Below are 17,845 nucleotides of genomic sequence, written 5' to 3'. Positions count from 1 at the left end.
TCTAAAAGAGAAAAGAAATTTATTACTTGATTACGTACTTCTTGCCACTGCAAACATAGACACCTGGAGCGAGGATGTACTCAGCATCTGCCATGCTGCCTACCTCAGCTACCTTCACACCATTGATAGAGTAAATCTTCAACTTAGCAGGAGCCTTCTTGCTACCTACCTGGTTGATGCCTGTTGAGACAGACTCATTGGTCTTACCGTCACGGTTATAGACTGCACCGTTTACGAAATCGAAATTACCAGTCTGGTTGTTACCATTACCATTATTGTTAAAGATAATCTTAGCAGGAAGTTCAGTCTTATCACCATCATACTTCCACATCCAAATATCCAAACCATTCTTCTTCTCACCAGTCTTGGTACAAGCTACACCTGGCCATCCACCAGCATATTCGCCACCACCATCAGTCCAAACATAAGCGTGAACATCAGTCCAGTCTGAAGGAGCGAGGAAGTAAGCGAAGATACCTGTTGGAGTAGGAATTACAACCTCTTTCTTCTTGTTGAAGGTAGCAGTACCTGTCTTTTCCACACCTTCTGCATTAGTTGCGCTCCAAGTTACAATCTTGCTCTCGCCTTCCAGCATATCTTCACCGAGGGTGAATGTAGCAGCCTTACCAGGGGTAAGAGCCACCTGCTCGCCATCACCAATCTTATACCAACCGCTCTTGGCATTGTTGCTGAGGGTTGCTGCTACGGTAACAGTCTTCTCGAAGTCACCACCATTAGGACTCAAAGTAACCTTGGCTGTTGTGTTGACAGGAGCATCGAGCGTCTTGACATTTGAACCACCGTCATACTCCAAGTAGATATCGCCTGTGATACCAGTGATGTCACTTGACTGCTTGTCATTACCATTATTCAGAATCACATTGAAGCTCTCTACTCCATCGAAAGTCTTGTACCAGTAGTTGACACCACCAATCTCTTCAGGACCATCCATGGTATTTCCGTGCCATGCACCAGTCAACTCTTTAGCAGGTTTGCCAGGAACCCAAGCATAGATAGTTGGAGCATTGTCTGCCTTTACATATACGGTGATAGATGCGTTAGGATCCACCTTGGTGAAGGATACAGAACCATTCTTCTCACTCTTGTCGTTCTTAGCATACCATGTTACAGTCTTGCTCTGCTTGAAGTTCATGTCTTCACCGATAGTGAATGTCTTGGTCTCGCCAGGAGCCAACTCTTCCTTGTCCTTACCTTCTACCTGGAACCAACCAGAAGTTGCCTTACCGCTAAGGCTTACCTCTACAGTAACAGTATTGGTGCGGAAAGTACCACCATTCTGAGAGAACTTCAAACCAAACTCATTAGTCTGTGGCTCAACCCATGTTGTACCATCTTCCTCATGACCATCATAAGCCTGATCAGCCTCTGACTTAGACTTAGGAGCCTCATTATAGATGAAAGGACCATCCTCACCTATCTGACCGCCCTTCCAGTCCTTCACGAGAACACGGAGCTGACCCTGAGTAGCAGGAGCATCAACGGTGATAGTAGAACCTGTGTAAGTCTTGCCTGTTACCACGTCGGTATAAGTACCATCAGGGCAATCTGTGAATGTTGCACCACCATTGATGGCTACGAGTGCATAGCTATCATCCTTGTAAGCACGCTTGAAGGCGATACCCTTACCAGCAGGAGTACAACCCTCGTCGGTCCACTGACCCTTACGCAAAGCAGGAACAGCCTGACGAATCTTGTTCAGGCGGATGAGGTGCTGAGCTACATCATGATTCAAAGTTGCAGCCACATTACCTGTTGCCTTGTAGTCACCGAAATCCTTGGCTGTTACATCACCTGTGAGGTAACCACCGAAGTAAGCACGACCAGTTTCTGAAAGAGGACCGTGAGGACCTCTGTCAATCGGAGCACCGCGACGGAAACCAACCTCAGAACCATAATAGAGACATGGAATACCACGGAAGGTAAACATCAGAGAGAGATTCTCTGCCCACTGAGCATCATCACCAGAGAAACGGAATTGGTCGTTGGTTTGCTGAGGACCGTAGTCGTGGCTATCTACATATACTACATTATAGGTAGCATCATTATATCTCTTGTCACCTGACTTTGCCAAACCGTATGCGGCGGCAGCATTACCGAAGTTGTAGTGCAATGGGAAGTCGATCACATGGAAACCGCTTGCCTGAGAATAGTCTGGCTCATGCCACTTACCATTCACCATAAAGGTATTGTCGCTTGTTGGTGTTGGGGCATTGTCTGACTCACAGAGAGCCATCTGATGGTCATCCACACCTGTACCGCCATTGGCTTTATCAAAGAGTACCTGTGTATCCCAGTAAGACTGGCTGCCATCCCATTTGTCGAGCAAATCCTTTGGAGCCTGCCATGTGTAATAATAGCAAGAGAGGTTATCCTGACCACGGTATGTGACATCACTGTAACGGGCGCAAACCTCACCATACATAAAGAAAGGTGCCTGGTTCAATCGCTTGTCCTTATACTTCTCACCAAGAGCTGTAAACTGAGGAATGAACTGCTTGCAGAATGTCAAACGTGAGATGTGACCGGATGTATCGATACGGAAACCATCTACACCCATCTTGATGAAGCTGCCGTAGCACTTTACGAGATAATCTGCTACGTAGTCGTTCTCGGTATTCAGGTCAACGCAGTCACCTGCAATCTGAGCCCACCAGCGGTTAGGATAATCCCAGTTGAAGTCACCAAAGTGGTGCCAGTAGTTGTGAACATCCTCGTTCTTACCACGGACGTTCTTCAACAAGCCAAGACGACGCTGATACTGCTCATAAGGGACACTTGTAAGGTAGTCGGAACCCAACTTCTCCTCGTTAGGAATCATACAAGCATTGATGAGTGCCTGAGTTTCCAAGTCGGTATTACGGTCAAACTCCTTGCAGAGTGTCTGCTCACCGAAGTTACCGGTGTGGTTGAGCACGATGTCGAGGATAATCTTGATACCCTTTTCGTGAGCCTTGTTAATGAGTTCCTGGAACATGGCGTCACCGTCCTTGCTACCATCGCTGTTCTGATAACGGCAGTCTACATGCTGGAAATCCATGGCATGATAGCCGTGGTAGTCGTAACCGGATGCGTTCTGCACTACTGGTGTAATCCAGATGGCTGTAAAACCAAGCGCCTTGATGTAGTCGAGTTTGTCGATGACACCCTGGAAGTCGCCTCGCCAGCAAGGGTCTTTTGTTTTGATCTGCTCTGACTGGTTGTCCCAGCAGAGCACATTGTTTCCTGTGTCACCATCGTAGAAACGCGTGGTCATCATAAAATAGATACTTTCGTCTCGGAAGTCAGTACGATTGCTAGTAAACGTGTCTGTAGCCATCGTCTGCATGGAGACTAACATGAGTATTAAAACCGCCCATAATTTTGCGGCAAGTTTTTTCATAATGAAATTGTTAAGTTTAAAATTGAATAGTTGAATAATTACACCGCAAAATTACAAACTATTTCTATCCGCCCAACAAGATATTTCACTTTTCTGCTGATATTTTTGTGCAATCGATTTCACAAATATTAAGAAAAAGAGGCTGGATTCTGTAAACCAAATATTTACAAAATCCAGCCCCTTTAAGAGTATATAGTTAATATAACGGGCGCGCCAGAAAATAGTAAAGAATATTGTATTTTTGGCTTGTCCGAAATCAAATTCAGAGGTTTTCAGCCTCTTGCAACCAAATGGCTGAAGCTGCATCACTAGGCATACGCCAGTCGCCACGAGGGCTGAGGCTTACGCTACCTACTTTCGGGCCATCTGGCAGACAGCTGCGCTTGAACTGCTGATTGAAGAAACGGCGCACGAAGGTCTTCAGCCACTTTTTGATAGTTTCCTCATCATAGCTGTCAGGATCATTATCACTGATCTTTACACGCTCCAGTTCGGAATCAATAAATGCCTTCTTTGCCAACATGTAAATCTTGGAAGGACGGAAACCGAAACGAAGGAAATAGTAGAGGAAGAAATCATGCAGTTCGTATGGTCCCACCAAATCTTCCGTCTTCTGCTTGATATTTCCATTCTCATCTGCCGGAATCAACTCTGGACTGATAGGAGTATCGATGATATCACGAAGTGTGATGCGGCTCTGTTCGTCTACCCCACTCTCTGCAACATGATTTACGAGATGTCGGATCAGGGTTTTAGGAATGCTGGCATTCACGCCATACATGCTCATGTGGTCACCATTATAGGTAGCCCATCCTAATGCCAACTCTGAAAGGTCGCCGGTACCGATAACCATACCACCCATCTTATTGGCTAAATCCATCAGGATCTGGGTACGTTCACGAGCCTGGGAATTCTCGTAAGTCACATCATGCACACTGGCATCCTGACCGATGTCCTCAAAGTGCTGGGTTACAGCCTTGGCGATGCTGATTTCCTTAATGGTAATACCAAGACTCTGCATCAGCGAAATAGCATTATTGTAGGTTCTGTCTGTGGTTCCGAATCCCGGCATAGTGACACCTACGATACCCTTTCGGTTCATTTTGAGTTTATCAAAAGCTTTTACACAAACGAGTAAGGCCAGCGTAGAATCCAAACCGCCGCTAATACCGATTACTACGGTCTTGGCATGGGTATGAACGATACGCTTGGCTAGTCCCATGAGCTGGATATTGAAAATCTCCTCGCAAGAGGCATTCATATCGCTGCTGGTAGGAATAAACGGATGAGGATTCACCTCACGTTCCAACACAAAATCGCGTTCATTCTCGGTTGGTTCTGCTTCGATATTACGGATATTGAACTGACCGCCGAGAACAGAATACTTAATATTGCGCTGGGCATTTACATAAGTAGAATTTGTACGACGCTCAGAGCGGAGTTTCTCTACATCTATCTGCGAGATAACCATCTGCGGTTCAATAGAGAAACGTTCACTCTGTGAAAGTAAAACTCCATTCTCATAAATCAGGGCATTTCCACCATAAACCACATCCTGCGTACTCTCACCGAATCCGCAGGAACTGTAGATATATCCGGTCATGGTACGGGCACTCTGCTGGCTGAGCAGACTCTTCAGATAATGATGTTTTCCGATGAGTTCGTCGCTTGCAGAAAGATTGAAAATCAGGTCTGCTCCTGCTAGCGCCAGTTTGTTGCTAGGAGGAGCCGGAGCCCATACATCTTCGCAGATTTCCACACCAAACTGTACGCCATCGAAAGTTTGAAAAATCTGAACATCAGGCGTCAGTTTCACCTTATGTCCGGCATAACGGACTTCGCAATCTCTCAGGTCCTGAGCCGAGGCAAACCAGCGTTTCTCATAAAACTCGCTGTAGTTTGGAAGATATGTCTTCGGTACAATACCGAGAATCTGTCCATGCTGGATAACGATACCACAATTGAGCAACAAGTCGCCCGCTATCACCGGCGCACCCACGATAGAGATGACATCGAGTTTGCGTGTGAAATCGAGCAACATCATCACCGCCTGCTCAGATGATTCGAGAAGCATCTGCTGGCGGAAGAGATCCTGACAGGAATAGCCCGTAACCGAGAGTTCCGGAAATGTAATGATCTCTACACCCTTTCCCTCAGCCAGCGCTATCTGTTCCTCTATCTGCTGGGTATTGAAAATGACATCACCCACCTTTACGGCAGGGATGGCACTAGCTACCTTAATAAATCCGTACTTCATAATAAATTACTTAATTGTTACCTGTGTAGCACCATAGCCATACTCCTGGAAAGAAGCATCCTGATAGGTGCAACTCTTATAGCGATAGTTCAACTCATGAATGAGAGTCTGGCGCAACACACCTTCACCCTTTCCATGAATAAAGATAATTTTCTGTCCCTTCTTTTTCTTATATTCCTCCATGGTCTTCTTGAAGATATCCATCTGATAATGAAGAATATCGGCAGAATTCATTCCAGCAGTTGTTTCAAGCACTTCATCCGCATGAAGATCTATCACAAGGGTACCATCATCCTTCTTGCTCTTCTTCTTGCTGGTGTTGGCGACAACCTTCTCATCCTTATACATCTGCTCTTTCAGACGCTTGGAATCGATAACCAGCGGACGGGCTATTTCATCGTTCTCTACAATCGTAAAGAGATAGGCTGGAGTCTCGAAAAAATCATTCTCCTCGAAAAGATGAAGTTTGTAGAATTTCACGGGATCGAGACGGAACTGAACATCTGTTGCCGGCTTCAGGAGAAATGGCTTGTCCTTCTTGTAAGCTATCATCTGGATGGCGATATGCTCCATCTCGTTCAGAGCCTCACGACCGAATTCCTCGATGAAGAGTTTGGTGTTCGGTTCTATTTCTCCCTCTGCTTTCAGAGTCCATGCATTTCCCTCAGCCACGAGATAGGTATAGTGGAGATAGTAGTTGCTGTCATTCACCATATAGGTCTCGAAACGGGTATTGGTAACGTCCTTGATGTTGATAGGTACAAAGGCGAGATAAGCACTGAGTTTGTTGCCACCCGTACGTTCCTCAACCGGTTTCACAAAGGTTATCTCACGGTCGGCAGCATCATATTCCTCTACATCCATATCCACGTCATCGTGATCATTCAAGATGGCCTTGATACTCCGGCTGTCCTGATGCAGTTCGGTATTGGCATGCTCCTCAGCCTTCTGCTGCGCATCCATCTTAGCCGAAATCATCTTGCCCATGGAGTATTCATCCTGCTCCACCACAACCACCTCGTTGATAGGCATCGGAATCTCAAAACCATCCTCATCCTCAACGAGCACAATATTTTTACCTTGGAAGCCGGCAACCTTTCCGCCACCCACTTCGCTCAAGAATCTGACTTTATCTCCTTTTTTCATAATCTATTAATAATTTGTAATTGCAAAGATACAAAAGATATAGCAAAACAGGGCTTATTTTAATATTTTTAATGCTACTGATAAAAATAATCCTGTAAAAGATGCACCATGTTAGATATTTTTCCGTATCTTTGCAAAGAAAAAGAAATAGTAACGAACCCTTTAAACTGAAAAGTTATGATTACATTTCCTTGCGCCAAGATCAATCTTGGTTTAAATATAGTTAGCAAGCGGAAAGATGGATACCACAATCTTGAAACGGTGTTCTACCCTATTCCGCTGACCGATGCACTTGAAATCAAGCTCATGGGCGATGAATTTCCTAGCGATGTTCCTTGTGATCTGAAGATTACAGGTAACGCAGTGGATTGCGACGAACAGAACAATCTCGTTGTAAAAGCTTATAATCTCCTGGCTGCCGACTTCAGGATTCCACGCATCCATGCTCACCTGGTGAAGCGTATTCCTTCGCAGGCTGGTTTGGGTGGCGGTTCTGCCGATGCAGCCTTCATGATCCGTTTGCTTGACGAGCGTTTCCGCCTCAATATCGGTAATCCGGAGATGGAAAGATACGCTGCCAAGCTGGGCGCAGACTGCGCCTACTTCATTTCTGCTGACCCCGAGGATGGTGACACTGCTTGCTATGCAGAAGGCATCGGCGAAGAACTGATGCCGGTAAGTGGTCCTGGTGATAATCTGAGGGGCTATCATCTGGTTGTGGTGAAGCGCGATGACATTGCCGTCAGCACCAAAGAGGCTTATGCAGCCATCACCCCACAGGCTCCAGCCAAATGTTGCCGCGACATTGTACGCCAGCCTATCGAGACTTGGAAAGAGGAACTTGTCAACGATTTTGAGGCACCTATCTTCAAGATGCACCCGGAACTGGCTGAAATCAAACTGAAACTTTACAACCTTGGCGCCGTATATGCAGCGATGAGTGGTAGCGGAAGTGCCATCTTCGGTATCTTCAAGCATAAACCTGCAAATATAGAGGAACAGTTCGAAGGAATGTTCTGTAAAATAATGAAACTTTAATTTAGTTAATAGTTTACTCAAAATATAATGAACGAAGAAACACATCAGAAACTGATGACTATCAAGCGAAGCTTCCGCTTGCTGATGAACGGTCCGGGATCGCAATCTATGCGCGATAAGGGACTGGGATATAAACTGAATTGGGGCGTACCATTCTATGAACTGAAAAAGATGGCTGAGGAATATGGTAAAGACTATGACCTCGCCATCGAACTGTGGAAGGAAGATATCCGGGAGTGCAAGATTCTGGCTACACTCATCATGCCTGCCGATAAGATGCTTCCGGAAATCACAGATTTATGGATGGAACAGGTACAGAGCCAGGAGATGGCAGAGATGCTTGCCTTCAACCTTTTGCAGCACGTAGATTATGCGCCTGTCATCGCCTACCAGTGGATAGCGAGTGATAAGCCGCTCTATGAGATTGCCGGTTTCCAGCTCCTTGCCCGTCTTTTTGCCAATGGAAAAGAGCCTAACGAGCGTGGCATCAACGAATTCCTGGATCAGGCTGCCGCAGCATTGCAGGGTGACAACATGGGAATAAAACATGCTGCCTCTAATGCGGTTCTCCGTTTCTGCGACTTCGGTGAAGATTTCGAGAAAATTGCAAGAGGCGCACTCAAGGGTATCTACGAGATTTAACGCTTCTGCAGATGCAGTCAGAAACAGGCCACGACCCTGCTGAAAATATGTCCCGACGTAGCATTTGCTGCGTCCCGACATACAAAAAAATACGTCCCGATGCAGCAAATGCTACGTCGGGACGTATTTTTATGGCTAATTTCAGCGTTACATGAAATACTTCTGGTATTCGTTTTCGAAGTTCGGAGTGAAAACACCCTTGCCGATGTTTTCGCTGATTTCATCCTTGGTCCAGAATCTGCCACCGGCCAATTCTTCCTGGCTCGGTTTCACCTCGCCATCATATACACAGCAATGTACATAAACCAGTTCCTTTTCCCGCTGACTCTCAAAGACATAATGCCCAAGAGATTCCGGTTCAAAATCGGTGATGCCCAATTCTTCCCTTACCTCGCGATGCAAAGCCTGACTCACACTTTCGCCTAAATCAACATGACCGCCGCAGGCTGTATCCCATTTATCCGGCTGGATATCCTTCCAGGCTGGACGATGCTGCAGATACAGATCACCCCGGCTGTTGAATACATGCAGATGAACAACCGGATGCAAGATCTTGCTTCCGTCATGGGCATGACCGCGGGTAACAGCGCCCAGGATGTTGCCCATTTCATCTACTATCGGAAATTCCTCGTTCTTATTATCTATCATCGTTTTTTTTAAAAGTTTATAGTTAACAGTTTATAGCGGCTTCGCCGTATAGCATGGTTGCCGTATAGCAAGATTGCCCTATAAACTATCAACTCTTAACTATTAACTTTCTAAAGCGTTCCGTATTCATCAGAGTAGCGCAACATCTGGTCGACATAGCTCTCCTCATAATCCAATACCACGTCTGTAATTTCGCCTTCTTCATCCATCTCCAGCGTCATCTTCGGATTGATGAATCCCTTGTATGGAGCGAGATTCAGTTTCTTGTATCTTGCCAGTATCTCGCGATGCAATTCCGGATCGATATTCACGGCATACTTCTCTACCAACAGGCGGGCAGCCTCGAAATCGCCCTCACTCTTGATGCGCTGAATTTCAGCAAGCAACTCACCGAAGAGATGGCGGAGCTTGGCATAATCATTAATCTTCACATAAGTCTTCGTCGTAATGATATTGCCCTCACTGTCCTTCAAAGCATCCTCGGCAGAAGCATAGTTCATATCCATCTTCACCAGTTCCACAGCACCCTCGGCATGTTCCATCACCCACCAGGCTATCAGCGCACGGTTGCGCATGTGGGCTTCCTCTATCTTGTCGCCTTCCTTGATGCGGATGGTCTGGGTGAGCAGACCGTTCATCAGATAACCGAAATACTGAGCCTTGTATGCCTCATCATTCGGAGTCAGACCCAGTTCTACCAATTTATGGTCGGCTACATAATAGAGTCCGAAAAGATCGGCTCTCGCCTCTTCTATCGTACTGCCATACGCCTTCAGTGCATCAGGGTCGGTACCAGGCAAGAGCTGTCCACTACCATGTCCCAGACACTCATGCAGGTCGGTATGCAGATCATCTGTAATATCCTCGTACTGATTCATCAGACTGATGGTATCCTCGTCGATAACGAATTCATCGCGGAAACCATTGCCTTGAGCTGCCTTGTTATATGCCTCGGTCAGATTACCGATGGTCACACTCTTAGAACCATATTCCTGACGGATCCAGTTGGCATTCGGAAGATTGATGCCGATGGCAGAAGCAGGATACTCTTCACCACCCAACATCGCCGCACAGATGACATTGGCAGTAACACCCTTCACCTCCGGCTTGCGGAAACGTGGGTCTACAGGAGAATGATCTTCAAACCACTGGGCATTCTGACTGATGGTCTGGGTGCGCTTCGTTGCTTCAAGATCTTTATATTCTACGATGCCTTCCCAAGTACCTTTCAGTCCGAGCGGATCGCCATACACTTCGATAAATCCGTTGATGAAATCAATCATTCCCTCGTGCTGCTGCACCCAGGCAATGCTGTAACGGTCGAAATCCTTCAGATCGCCTGTACGGTAATACTTCACCAGGAGATCGATGAGATGTTTCTGTTCCTCATTTTCTGCATATTTCTGAGCACGGAGCAACCATGAAACAATCTCCTTGATAGCTGCGCCATAGAGGCCGTCTTCTGTCCATTTCAGCTCCACCAGTTCACCATTACGCTTGGTCAGTTTAGAGTTCAGTCCATACGAAGGTGCCTGTTCGTTGCCCTCTTCCTTCATCCTGGCATAGAAACGTTCTACTTCTGCCTGAGAAACATTCTCATAGAAATTGCAGGCTGAAGTCTGCACCAGATCCTCGCCATCCGTCTGATTCACGCGCTTAGGCATGACTTCCGGATTGAAGATGACAGGCACCAGAATGCCCAACAGGTCTTCCTTGCTCTGTCCCTTGGAAAGAGGCAGGTATTCATCGGCTACAGCCCCAACCATCTCATAGAAAGATTCCTCTGAAAATCCTGGCACAAACTTTTCACATCCATAGTGATGATGGATGCCGCTGGCAAACCAGACACGTTTCAGATAAACTTCGAAAGCCTTGAAATCTTCGCTTTCTCGATTACCCTCGTAATGACGGTATACAGCCTCCAGGGTTTTACGGATGCGCAGATTGTATTTGCCCTGCTGGTCGAAGGTAATATCTCGTCCCAAGAGGGTTGCCTTCGACAAGCAATAAATATAAATTTTCTGTGTGAGCGACAGGTTTTCGAAACCCTTCAGCTCATAACGGAGCATCTGGATATCGGCAAATCGCTCTTGAGTGTTTACATTACATTTTGCCATTTTTATCTGTTTTTACCATGCAAAAGTAATACATTTTTTCCACATACCAAACTTTTCCTCCTGTTTTTCGCTCTTTGCAAAGTTTTTTACTTGAAATATGCACTTTTTCTTGGAGAAAACTTTTATTTATGCAGATTATTCATTACCTTTGCATGAAAAACAAAACAAAAACATGCTGGTAAAGGCATAAATCATAAAACGGCAATCATGCAGATAAACGAGATATTAAAAAGCTATTTTGGATACGACTCCTTCCGCCCCAACCAAGAGGCGATTATCAGAGAGGTAATGCAGGGACACGACTGTCTGGTTCTCATGCCGACAGGTGGTGGAAAGAGTCTGTGCTACCAGGTTCCCGCATTAGCTATGGAAGGTACGGCTGTGGTCATTTCACCGCTCATCAGTCTGATGCACGACCAGGTGGAGGCGCTCAAGGCAAACGGTATCCCGGCAGAGGCACTGAACAGCGGAAACGACACGACCGATGAACTCATCATCCGACGCCGATGCGAGAAGGGAGAACTGAAACTTCTTTATGTTTCGCCCGAAAAACTCATCAGCGAGATACCTTATTTATTCAGCAACATCAAGATTTCGCTCTTTGCCGTTGACGAGGCCCACTGCATCAGCCAGTGGGGACACGATTTCCGTCCGGAGTATTCGCAACTCGGTATGCTGCACGAGAATTTCCGCAATGTCCCGGTGATGGCGCTCACAGCCACAGCCGACAAGATAACGCGCGAAGATATCATACGCCAGCTTCATCTCAATGGGCAGACGTTCGTAAGCAGTTTCGACCGCCCCAACCTCTCCCTCACCGTAAGACAGGAGAGCACCAAAAAGGCAAAGCTCCAATACATCACCCGCTTCATCAGTAATCATCAGGAAGAAGCAGGCATCATCTACTGTCTCTCCCGCAAGAACACCGAAATGGTAGCTCAGGAACTTATCGATCTGGGTATCAATGCCGCAGCCTATCACGCCGGAATGACTGCCCAGACCAGAGCATCAGTACAGGAGCGGTTCAAGATGGACCAGATTCAGGTGGTATGTGCTACCATCGCTTTCGGAATGGGCATCGACAAGAGTAATGTGCGCTGGGTAATCCACTATAATATGCCTAAAAGCATCGAGAGTTTCTATCAGGAAATAGGTAGAGCCGGAAGAGATGGAGCACCATCAGATACCGTGCTGTTCTATTCGATGGCCGACATTATCACCCTCCGTTCTTTCTGTGAAGAAAGCGGACAGCGTGATGTGAACATGGAGAAACTGCGCCGCATGGAGGAATATGCCGAATCGAGAGTATGCCGACGACGCATTCTGCTGAATTATTTTGGCGAGACATCATCCTGCAACTGCGGCAACTGTGATGTTTGCAAGAATCCTCCACGCACCTTCGACGGCACCATCAGAGCCCAGAAAGCCCTGAGTGCCGTGGTCCGTTCGGGTGAGCATATTGCAGTAGGTACCTGCATCGAGATTCTGAGAGGCATGCATTCTTCTGCAGTTGTGAAAAACAAATACAACGAGATGAAAACCTTCGGTGTGGGCAGGGATACAACATCTAAAGACTGGAATGCTTATCTGCTGCAGATGCTGCAGATGGGATTCTTCGAGATTGCCTACAACAACCACAACTACATGAAGGTTACCGATTTAGGCTGGAAGGTACTGAAGGGAGAACATCATGTTTCGCTGGCTTATATCGAAGAAGACGATAAAGCCACCCGCCCACAGAAAACGGTACGCAACAGGAAGGGCGCCATCGCCCAGCCGGGAAATCTCATTCCTGAGGTGCATGCCGAACGTGTCATCTTCCAGGAAGACTCGAAAGGCGTGGAAGACAAAGGACTCTTTGAACACCTCAGAAAGATACGCAAGAACCTTGCCGACGAACAGGGTTATCCTCCATATATCGTACTCAGCGACAAGAGCCTTCATGAACTCGCAAGAATGAAACCTACCACCAAGAATGCCATGAGTCTGATCAGTGGTATCGGAGAATTCAAGCTCAATAAATATGGCGATACCTTCATCAAGGCTATCAGGAAATATACAGGACTATAACAGAAATTTTCTGCATTTTCAGCTTGTCTTGCCACTCATCTTGAAGGCGTCGGCATAGTGCTTTGCGTCTATCTGGGCGAGAGCCTCCTCGGCACTCTTGTTGAACTTCAAAATCCCCGAAACAACCAAGCATTTCTACGATTTTAACAAAAAAAACAATCCCGGCCCAGAGATTCCTTTTTGAATCTCCGAGCCGGGAATAGCATATATTAAAATATAGAGAATTAAATTTCATCTAAATTAAAAACTGGATAATCCTCTGCGTAAATACTAAAACTTAAGAGATCATCATCTGTCATTTCCTGCTTATGAGACTTCAGTTTCTCCCATACTTCTGAGATGAGACTAGCTATCAGAGTTGCCTCTTCTGCGATGTAAGAATACTTATAATAAGCTTTTGCCCACCATTGAAGACTTTTATAAATCTGTTGCCAAGATTTATTCTCCAACATCTTTGCAAAGTCAGCCTTGCCTTTTACAAAATCGTTGATTGACTGATAAGGCAAATCTTCTGGAGCGAGATAGGCCTTGCAAAACATCTTGGGACTCATTACCACCCACTCCTTTTTTGAGACATTGGAATACCTTTTAGAGAACATCCAACGAATCGCTTGTTGATACAGCAATTCATTAAAAACAAATATTGCCTTGTCAGAAACTAGACAAACAGCAGGATTCAACAGTTCAAGAGTATGCGATACTTTACGATTCAAGCTAGCAGTCTCTAGTCCATCAGTCGATTTATACCCCAACCTCAACTCAACCATTAGCAACTTACCGGTAGTCTTACGGTTATTTTCGTAATCAGCGATGCCTATTACCGCATCCATTGTAGCTTGCTTTTGCCCGCCACAAATCATTGTCTCATAGGTATCCATGTCCAAACATTCTATTCGCTCGTCAAAAAAATTATCTTTATAATCCCTTTTACAAACGTCACTTAGTAGCGCCCCAGCTTTTTCATAAATGGGGTGCGACTCTACACACCCATTATCAAAGATCTGTATCGCCATATTGCTGAATCCTTTCCAATGCTATATTGAACGAATTGAAGATAGGCTCGATGTCACTGCCGAGAGGCTTAAAAGCATATTGAAACCCATCATCATCCACACTCTGAGCTAAATAGAAGTTTGTTTCATCCAAGATTTGTTCCTTTTTGGCTATTGCCTTGATGGCAGCGACAAAGTCAGGATTATGACTCGCCAAGACTATTTTCACTCCCAATGACTTACGGATAAGAATCAATAATCTAGCAAAGACAACAATCCACTGAGGGTGCAAATGAACTTCCGGCTCATCTATCATAAGAACCGTCTTGTCATCCAAATGACCATTCTTTATCAACTGGAAAAGATAGGCAAACGACTTCATACCAGTAGCGATTTTATCCAAAGGAAGCAACAGCTTGCCATCCTTGCGCTCATAATACATTTCTTTATTGCCCAACAAACTGTCAGAAACATTAATTTTTCCATTTAGAATTTCTGATATGCGATATAGCAACCGTATGTTTTGCTTATTATGGCAACCATTTTCCTCTAGCATTAATTTTCTTAATCTTTGCCAAAACACATTCTTTAGGAAGTCATCCAAGCCGAAAGCCATTGGAGTGTCTATGTAAATCGCTTTGTCCAGATTAAAGAGAGAGCCTAATCTCCCATCAGATATAATGTTGACCCCTTCCTCTTGCAAGGAGATTTTAAAAGGAACCATCTCATCTTCATATAGATATGTATGAAGAAAAGACAAGACATCTGTCAAGGAGCGATCCTCGCTTTTATACAATACCTCTTGCTGCATTTTATCTACCTGTAGGCTTATCAACTCAGCAAAAGTTTGAGCATTCCTAGCCTTTTCCTCACCATCCAAATTCTGATTCAAGAAATTAAGAACTCTGTCTTTTCGTTGTTCTTGAACATTCTCGGCATTCAAGAATTTATCCAGTTGTAAGGCAAATTCACCTATAAACAAATGTAGCTTACCAGAGTATTCGCCTATTGAGTCTAATGAGAAATTATCATCGAGTTTTAAATCGTCAACAGATTGCAAAATATTCTGTCCATTGTTAATGCCTCTATGTAGTTCCCACATTTCCCTGATGGCACGACTGACATTTTGCAGCAATGAATTTATTTCTGTTTTATATCCTTTAACCAGATAGGAGTCAAAGTCCGTAGCAATATCTATCATATAATACAACCATTTAGATATAGTACTCTTACCACATCCATTTGGCCCTGCCAACACGGTGATACCATCTATCAGGATATCAGCCTCCTTGATAGCATGATAGCTACATATAGAAAAACGATACTTGCTCATTTATTCAATCATTTATAATTATTTTCGCAAAGGTACAACTATTATATGAAAACACCTAAGATTTCATAGTTTTTAACACGAAAAGCCATCACACTTTCCCCCATGCAGCCACGCCCCCATCCACCACCTTCACAAACGCAAAAATCCCGACCCAGAGATTCCTTTTTGAATCTCAGAGCCGGGATCTCTTATTCCTATCTACCAGCTTATCTTTCCGAAGCTTGGTATTCCGTTATTTATCCAATGCCTGATATTTAGAATGCTGACTCTTGTACTCAGGAACGATTCGCTTCATCATACCCACGATTTTCATATCATCAAAGGTCTGGGCTATGCATGACAGTTCGTCCAGTTCCTTGCATACATCGGCATAGTCATACTCACGCACCTTCGCAATCTTGATTTTCTTGTGGAAGGTAGGGAGCGTCACTTCCTTGTCGTTGAGCACCTCCTCGTACAGTTTCTCACCATCACGAAGACCGGTAAACTTGATTTCAATATTCTTAGCACCGCTCAACTTAATCATGCGCTTAGCCAAATCCACAATCTTCACAGGCTGTCCCATGTCGAACACGAAAATCTCACCGCCATTTCCCATTGTACCAGCCTCCAAAACCAGTTTGCAAGCCTCAGGTATCAACATGAAGAAGCGGATGATGTCGGGATGCGTCACCGTCACAGGACCGCCGTTTTTAATCTGCTCCTTGAAGAGTGGAATCACCGAACCATTACTACCCAACACGTTACCAAAACGAGTAGTAACAAACTGCGTCACAGCCTTCACAGGCATACCAGCGTCATCCAGACAAGCATCAGCATAAATCTTTCCCTCCTTGATAGCCTTGTCCAGACTCTGCACATAGATTTCGCAGATACGCTTCGAACAGCCCATCACGTTGGTAGGGTTCACCGCCTTATCGGTGGAAATCATCACAAACTTCCTCACGCCATACTTCACGCTCAAGTCGGCTATCACCCTCGTGCCATCCACATTGTTTTGGATGCTCTCGCTCGGATTGTCCTCCATCATCGGCACATGCTTGTAGGCTGCGGCGTGGAATACGTAGTCAGGCCTGTGTTCACGGAAGATTTTCTCCATCCTAGGCTTGTTCTGTATGCTCGCCATCAAGGTGAACGCCTCGATTTGCGGAAAATTCTTCGCCATCATCAGACGCACGTCATGCAATGGAGTCTCAGCCTGATCCACCAAGATGAGTTCATTCGGCTGATAGATGGCAATCTGTCTCACCATCTCACTACCAATGCTACCAGCTGCACCCGTTATCAGGATACGCTTACCAGACAGCAGATTACCCACAGCCTTCATATCAACCTCAATCTTCTCACGAGGCAGAAGATCCTCGATGTCCACTTCCTTAATTTGCGAATGCGAGAAGTTGGTCTTGCCATCCCATTCCTGCGCACCCGCCAACACGAAGAGTTTGATGTCGTTATCTACCAGGCTGTTAATCATCTCCGTATTCTTGCGCAGTTCCTCACTCTTCAAAGGAGAAACCAGCAAAGCATCAGCATTCTCCTTCTTCATTTCATCCACCAGATGCGCATCGTTGCGGAATATCTCCACGCCCATCATATACTTGCCCTTTCCATTCACGGTATCACTCACGAATCCCTTCAGGACAAATCGAGAAGGTTTGGTGCTGCGAATCATCTTCGCCAACCCAACGCCTCCACTGTGCGTACCATAGATAAACACACGTGTCGCCTTGCCCGTATGCATCGAGTCGTATAACATTTTTACAACCACACGCAAAGCCGTCATCATCAGAGTAGCGATGAGGAAGGTAAAGAACAGTTCACGTATACGCACTGGCTCCAACCATCTATCCACATGAACGTAATATCGGGCTATGGCAATGATAACGAAGCCGATGGCATTGGCAGATGCGATACGACTCAAATCCACAAACGAAGAGTAGCGGATGATAGCCTGGTAAGTGTGCATCAGCCGGATGCCTATCAGATAGGCAATGAGATAGACGCATAGCGTACCCAGCAGCGGCCAGAAGTTATTTGTCAGTTCGCTGCCCCCATGATCCAAATAATAGCATAATACACCTGAAAACAAAAGGATCAGACAGTCGAGGATAAGCACACACCAGTAAGGAAGGGCATTTTTAGTAAAATACCATTCTCTAAGTTTTGAAATAAATTTCATAAAGAGTTTCTCTAAGTCTCGTT

The 17,845-nt window shown here is 45.5% G+C and carries 11 protein-coding genes; 3 read left to right on the top strand and 8 right to left on the bottom strand.

Features of this window, described 5'->3' with window-relative positions:
- Positions 1 to 22: 22 nt before the first annotated feature.
- The 3 genes from ONT19_RS03100 to ONT19_RS03090 form a co-directional block, all read right to left on the bottom strand.
- Complete coding sequence (locus ONT19_RS03100; RefSeq protein WP_264952320.1) at positions 23 to 3,337, bottom strand: alpha-amylase family glycosyl hydrolase; 3,315 nt, start codon at positions 3,335 to 3,337, stop codon at positions 23 to 25.
- Positions 3,338 to 3,662: 325 nt separating this feature from the next.
- The gene (locus ONT19_RS03095; protein WP_264903910.1) at positions 3,663 to 5,657 is read right to left on the bottom strand and encodes an NAD(+) synthase; all 1,995 of its coding nucleotides are present in this window, start codon (positions 5,655 to 5,657) and stop codon (positions 3,663 to 3,665) included.
- A gap of 6 nt (positions 5,658 to 5,663) precedes the next feature.
- On the bottom strand, positions 5,664 to 6,803 hold the full coding sequence (locus ONT19_RS03090; protein ID WP_118141458.1) for a DUF2027 domain-containing protein: 1,140 nt from the start codon (positions 6,801 to 6,803) through the stop codon (positions 5,664 to 5,666).
- 177 nt (positions 6,804 to 6,980) lie between these two features.
- On the opposite strand from ONT19_RS03090, the gene ispE reads away from it, so the two are divergent.
- Both ispE and ONT19_RS03080 read left to right on the top strand, forming a co-directional pair.
- Positions 6,981 to 7,841, top strand: a complete 861-nt coding sequence (gene ispE / locus ONT19_RS03085; RefSeq protein ID WP_264952321.1) for a 4-(cytidine 5'-diphospho)-2-C-methyl-D-erythritol kinase — start codon at positions 6,981 to 6,983, stop codon at positions 7,839 to 7,841.
- Positions 7,842 to 7,868: 27 nt separating this feature from the next.
- On the top strand, positions 7,869 to 8,483 hold the full coding sequence (locus tag ONT19_RS03080; protein ID WP_118141462.1) for a DNA alkylation repair protein: 615 nt from the start codon (positions 7,869 to 7,871) through the stop codon (positions 8,481 to 8,483).
- Between the two features lie 147 nt (positions 8,484 to 8,630).
- Here the strand turns inward: ONT19_RS03080 and ONT19_RS03075 are convergent, their stop codons facing one another.
- Both ONT19_RS03075 and ONT19_RS03070 read right to left on the bottom strand, forming a co-directional pair.
- Positions 8,631 to 9,131, bottom strand: a complete 501-nt coding sequence (locus ONT19_RS03075; protein ID WP_264952322.1) for an NUDIX hydrolase — start codon at positions 9,129 to 9,131, stop codon at positions 8,631 to 8,633.
- A gap of 110 nt (positions 9,132 to 9,241) precedes the next feature.
- The gene (locus tag ONT19_RS03070; protein WP_264952323.1) at positions 9,242 to 11,248 is read right to left on the bottom strand and encodes a dipeptidyl peptidase 3; all 2,007 of its coding nucleotides are present in this window, start codon (positions 11,246 to 11,248) and stop codon (positions 9,242 to 9,244) included.
- A gap of 207 nt (positions 11,249 to 11,455) precedes the next feature.
- On the opposite strand from ONT19_RS03070, the gene recQ reads away from it, so the two are divergent.
- A complete protein-coding gene (gene recQ, locus ONT19_RS03065) occupies positions 11,456 to 13,318 on the top strand; it encodes a DNA helicase RecQ (protein ID WP_264952324.1) in 1,863 nt (620 codons plus the stop codon).
- Between the two features lie 224 nt (positions 13,319 to 13,542).
- On the opposite strand, the gene ONT19_RS03060 is transcribed toward recQ, so the two are convergent.
- The 3 genes from ONT19_RS03060 to ONT19_RS03050 form a co-directional block, all read right to left on the bottom strand.
- Positions 13,543 to 14,331 carry a hypothetical protein gene (locus ONT19_RS03060; RefSeq protein WP_264903907.1) on the bottom strand — a complete coding sequence of 263 codons (789 nt, stop codon included), beginning with the start codon at positions 14,329 to 14,331 and terminating at the stop codon, positions 13,543 to 13,545.
- Complete coding sequence (locus ONT19_RS03055; RefSeq protein ID WP_264903906.1) at positions 14,312 to 15,643, bottom strand: ATP-binding protein; 1,332 nt, start codon at positions 15,641 to 15,643, stop codon at positions 14,312 to 14,314. The genes ONT19_RS03060 and ONT19_RS03055 overlap by 20 nt, the downstream gene beginning before the upstream one ends.
- 232 nt (positions 15,644 to 15,875) lie before the next feature.
- A complete protein-coding gene (locus tag ONT19_RS03050; protein WP_264903905.1) occupies positions 15,876 to 17,822 on the bottom strand; it encodes a polysaccharide biosynthesis protein in 1,947 nt (648 codons plus the stop codon).
- Positions 17,823 to 17,845 lie beyond the last annotated feature (23 nt).

The organism is Segatella copri (assembly GCF_026015625.1).
Lineage (GTDB): Bacteria > Bacteroidota > Bacteroidia > Bacteroidales > Bacteroidaceae > Prevotella > Prevotella copri_H.
Note: the sequence above shows the minus strand (reverse complement) of the source record. Positions and strands in the feature narration are given on the sequence as shown.